The sequence below is a fragment of the Pseudokineococcus marinus genome, from assembly GCF_013004605.1.
Taxonomy (GTDB): Bacteria; Actinomycetota; Actinomycetes; order Actinomycetales; family Quadrisphaeraceae; genus Pseudokineococcus; species Pseudokineococcus marinus.
The window spans coordinates 1-3,491 of sequence record NZ_JABEMA010000312.1 but is presented as its reverse complement, the minus strand read 5'-3'; the positions used below and the strand labels follow the sequence as shown (position 1 = coordinate 3,491).

Sequence of the window (3,491 nt, the reverse complement as noted above, 5' to 3'; positions counted from 1 at the left end):
GTGGTCGCGTCCGTCGCTGCGGTGGCGTCGGAGACCGGCGAGGACGCCGCCACGGGGGAGGACGACGCGGGGCCGGCCGTCACGTCGTCGCCGCAGCCCGCGGCGAGGAGGGCCAGCGCGGCGGCCGCAGCCGCCGCACGGGCGGCCCGGGTGCGTCGCACGGCGCCGCGCGCGGCGGGACGGGGGCCCGTCAGAGCCCGGGATCGGTCCTGGTGTCGTCGGTCCATGCCCCGATCATCGGCGGCGCGGTGCGGGGTCGAGAGACCGATCCGGTCACGATCTGCTCACACGTGCTGCGCTGCGTGACGGCGTCGTCGGGCGTCAGGCGGGGGTGGCGGGGAGCCGCTCGCGCAGGGAGAGCAGCAGGGCCGTGGTGGCCACGACGCCGAGCGCGGCGCCCAGCATGTGCCCCGCCACGAGGGCCTCCGGGAGGCCCGTGGCGTACTGCACCCAGCCGAGCACCCCCTGCGCGAGGAGGACCACGAGCAGCGCCGCGGTGCGGCGGCGGGGGCGCCGCGGCGCGCCCGTCCGCCGCAGGAGCACGGCGAGGGCCACGACGAGCACGAGCAGCAGCACCACGGCGTCGGCGTGGAGGCGGGAGACGACCTCGGTGTCGAAGCCGAGCCGGACGGGGTGCTCGGCGTCCCCCGAGTGCGGGCCCGAGCCGGTGACGACGGTGCCCAGCACGAGCACGGCCCCCAGCACCGCGCCGGCGCTGCGCGCGACGACCCGGGGCGCGCGCGGCACCAGGGGCCGGGGCGTGCCGTCGGCGCCCTCGCGCACGCGCAGGAGCAGGACGGTGGAGGCCGCCACGAGCGCCATGGAGACGAGGAAGTGGGTGGCGACGGTGGCCGGGTGCAGCTGGGTGAGCACGGTGATGCCGCCGATGAGGGCCTGGAGGACGACCCCGACGAGCGGCGCCGCGGCCAGCGGCAGCAGCCCGGCGGGGCGTCGGCCGGTGAGCACGAGGCGGGCGACGGCGGCGAGGGCGGCCAGCGCCGTCAGGGTGACGACGCCGGTGAGCAGGCGGTTGCCGAACTCGATGGCCGCGTGGACGCCCATCTCGGGGGTGTAGACCGGCGTGTAGGAGCCGGCGCTGCACTCGGGCCACGTCGGGCAGCCGAGGCCCGAGGCCGTGAGGCGCACGGCCCCGCCGGTGACGACGATGCCGACCTGCGCGACGAGGTTGGCCACGAGGACGGCCACGACCCAGCGCGGCGGGCGCCCGCCCGTGCCCGGGGTGCCCGGGGTGCGCGGGGCCGGGGTGCGCGCGGGGCGCGCGGCGACCGGGGAGCTGCTCACCGCTCCAGGGTAGGTGAGGGCCGTCCGTCGCCCGACGCCGCCGCCGGCGGGCCCGGCGGCCCCGTCAGTCCCAGCGGAACCAGCGGCGGGCGGCGAGCGCGGCGACGACGGCCCAGGCGAGGAGGACGAGCAGGGCCCTGACGTCGAGGGCCCCGTCGGCCGACGCGCGCCGCAGGCCCTCGCCGAGGGCGCCGGAGGGGAGGGCGTGCACCAGCGCGGCCCACGGACCCGGCAGCGCGGCGGCCGGGACGACGAGGCCGCCGCCCACGAGCAGCGCCGCCCAGACGAGGTTGGCGACGGCGAGGACCGCCTCGGCGCGCAGGACGCCCGCGAGCAGGAGCGCCAGCGCCGTGAGGGCCGCGGTGGCCACGAGGACGAGCAGGGCGCCGGGGAGCAGCCCCAGCGGGTCGGGGCGCCAGCCGACGGCGACGGCGACGGCGCCCAGGAGGACGACCTGGACCACCTCCACGGCGAGGACGCCGAGGACCCGCCCGGCGAGCAGCCCGCCGCGGCCCAGCGGCGTCGTGGCGAGCAGGCGCAGGACGCCGCTGCGGCGGTCGAAACCGGTGGCGATGGCCTGGCCCGTGAAGGCCGTGGACAGCACGGCGAGGGCGAGGACGCCCGGCGCGACGACGTCGACGGGGCGCTCGCCCGCGGCGAGGCCGAGGTCGACGACCTCGGTGCGGGCGAGGCCGACGAGGACGAGCGCGGGCAGGACGAGCGTGAGGAGCACCTGCTCGCCGTTGCGCAGCATGGTGCCCGCCTCCCAGCGGGCCTGGGCCGCGACGCGGGCGAGCAGCGGGGCGGCCGACGGGCCGTCCACGGCCGTCCCGGTCGCGCCGGGCCCCCGGCTGGAGCTCGACCCCGGCCCGGGGCGGCTCACCGCAGGCTCCGTCCGGTGAGGTCGAGGAAGACCTCCTCCAGGCTCGGCCGGCCGACCGAGAGGGCGTCCGGCATGACGCCGCGCTGGGCGCACCAGGAGGTCACGCCGGCGACGACCTGCGGGTCGACGTCCCCGGAGACGACGTAGGACCCGGGCGCGGCCTCGCTGACGACGACGTCCTCGGGCAGGGCCCGGCGCAGCGGCCCGAGGTCGAGGCCGGGGCCGGCCGTGAAGCGCAGCGACGCCGTGGACCGGGCGGTGAGGACGCCGGGCGCCCCGGTGGCGAGGGCGCGGCCGCCGTCGACGATGACGACGTGCTGGGCGAGGCGCTCCGCCTCGTCGAGGTCGTGCGTCGTCAGCAGCACGCCGGCCCCCTCGGCGACGGCCTCGCGGACGAGGTCCCACACGACGAGGCGGGCTGCCGGGTCCAGCCCCGCCGTCGGCTCGTCGAGGAAGAGCAGCCGCGGGCGTCCCACGAGGGCGGCCGCGAGGGCGAGCCGCTGGCGCTGGCCGCCGGAGAGCCGGCGGACGGACGTGCGCGCGAAGGCCGGCAGGCCGAGCCGCTCGGCCAGGACGTCGACGTCGCGAGGGTGCGCGTGCAGCCGGGCGAGGTGGCGCAGGAGGCGCAGCGGGCGGGCGGAGGTCGGCAGGCCGCCGTCCTGGAGCATGGCCCCCACGGCGGCCCGGTGGTCGGGGTCCGCGGCGGCGCGCAGGACGTCGGCGCCGAGCACCTCGACGCTCCCGCCGTCCGGCCGGCGCAGCCCGAGGCAGCACTCGACCGTGGACGTCTTGCCCGCCCCGTTGGGCCCGAGCAGGGCGGTGACCGAGCCGGCGGCGACGTCGAGGTCGAGGCCGTCGACGGCGGTGCGCGCGCCGTAGCGCTTGACGAGGCCGCGCACGCGCAGCGCGGCCCCGGACGGGGAGCCGTCCGGAGGACCACCCACGGCGGACGAGTCTAGGTCGGCGCCGCCGGCGCGCCCGCCCGCGCCCCGCCCGGCCACCCGTCCGTGGGGCGGGTCGCGCGCGGGACCGCCGGGGGCCCGGACCGGGTGAGGGCAGCCTCACTGGACGCCCCCCGCAGGGTTTCGTCACACTGGCGTCGTGAAACCGGACGGCGCCCCCCGCCCCGCGGGCGGGACCTCGAGCGAGGTGACCACGCGCGAGCGCGTGCTCGCCGTCGTCGTCGAGCACGGGCCCGTCACGTCGGGCGCCGTCGCGCGCGTCCTCGGGCTCACGGCCGCGGCCGTGCGCCGCCACCTGGACGCCATGGCGGCCGAGGGCCTCGTCACCGGCGGGGACGCCCGCC

The 3,491-nt window shown here is 79.8% G+C and carries 4 protein-coding genes; 1 reads left to right on the top strand and 3 read right to left on the bottom strand.

Translation table 11 applies throughout. The annotated features are described in order from the left end of the window. Positions 1–321: 321 nt before the first annotated feature. The 3 genes from HLB09_RS14620 to HLB09_RS14610 all read right to left on the bottom strand — a co-directional run bounded on the left by HLB09_RS14620 (position 322) and on the right by HLB09_RS14610 (position 3,129). Complete coding sequence (locus HLB09_RS14620) at positions 322–1,206, bottom strand: COX15/CtaA family protein (protein WP_409373013.1); 885 nt, start codon at positions 1,204–1,206, stop codon at positions 322–324. Between the two features lie 160 nt (positions 1,207–1,366). Then, entirely contained in the window at positions 1,367–2,125 is a 759-nt protein-coding gene (locus HLB09_RS14615; protein WP_322790204.1) for an ABC transporter permease, read from the bottom strand. A gap of 56 nt (positions 2,126–2,181) precedes the next feature. Next, on the bottom strand, positions 2,182–3,129 hold the full coding sequence (locus HLB09_RS14610; protein WP_171204063.1) for an ABC transporter ATP-binding protein: 948 nt from the start codon (positions 3,127–3,129) through the stop codon (positions 2,182–2,184). Between the two features lie 157 nt (positions 3,130–3,286). Between HLB09_RS14610 and HLB09_RS20145 the strand changes: the two genes are divergently transcribed. Further along, the coding region (locus HLB09_RS20145; RefSeq protein WP_171204062.1) for a MarR family transcriptional regulator at positions 3,287–3,491 on the top strand (205 nt) is incomplete at its 3' end.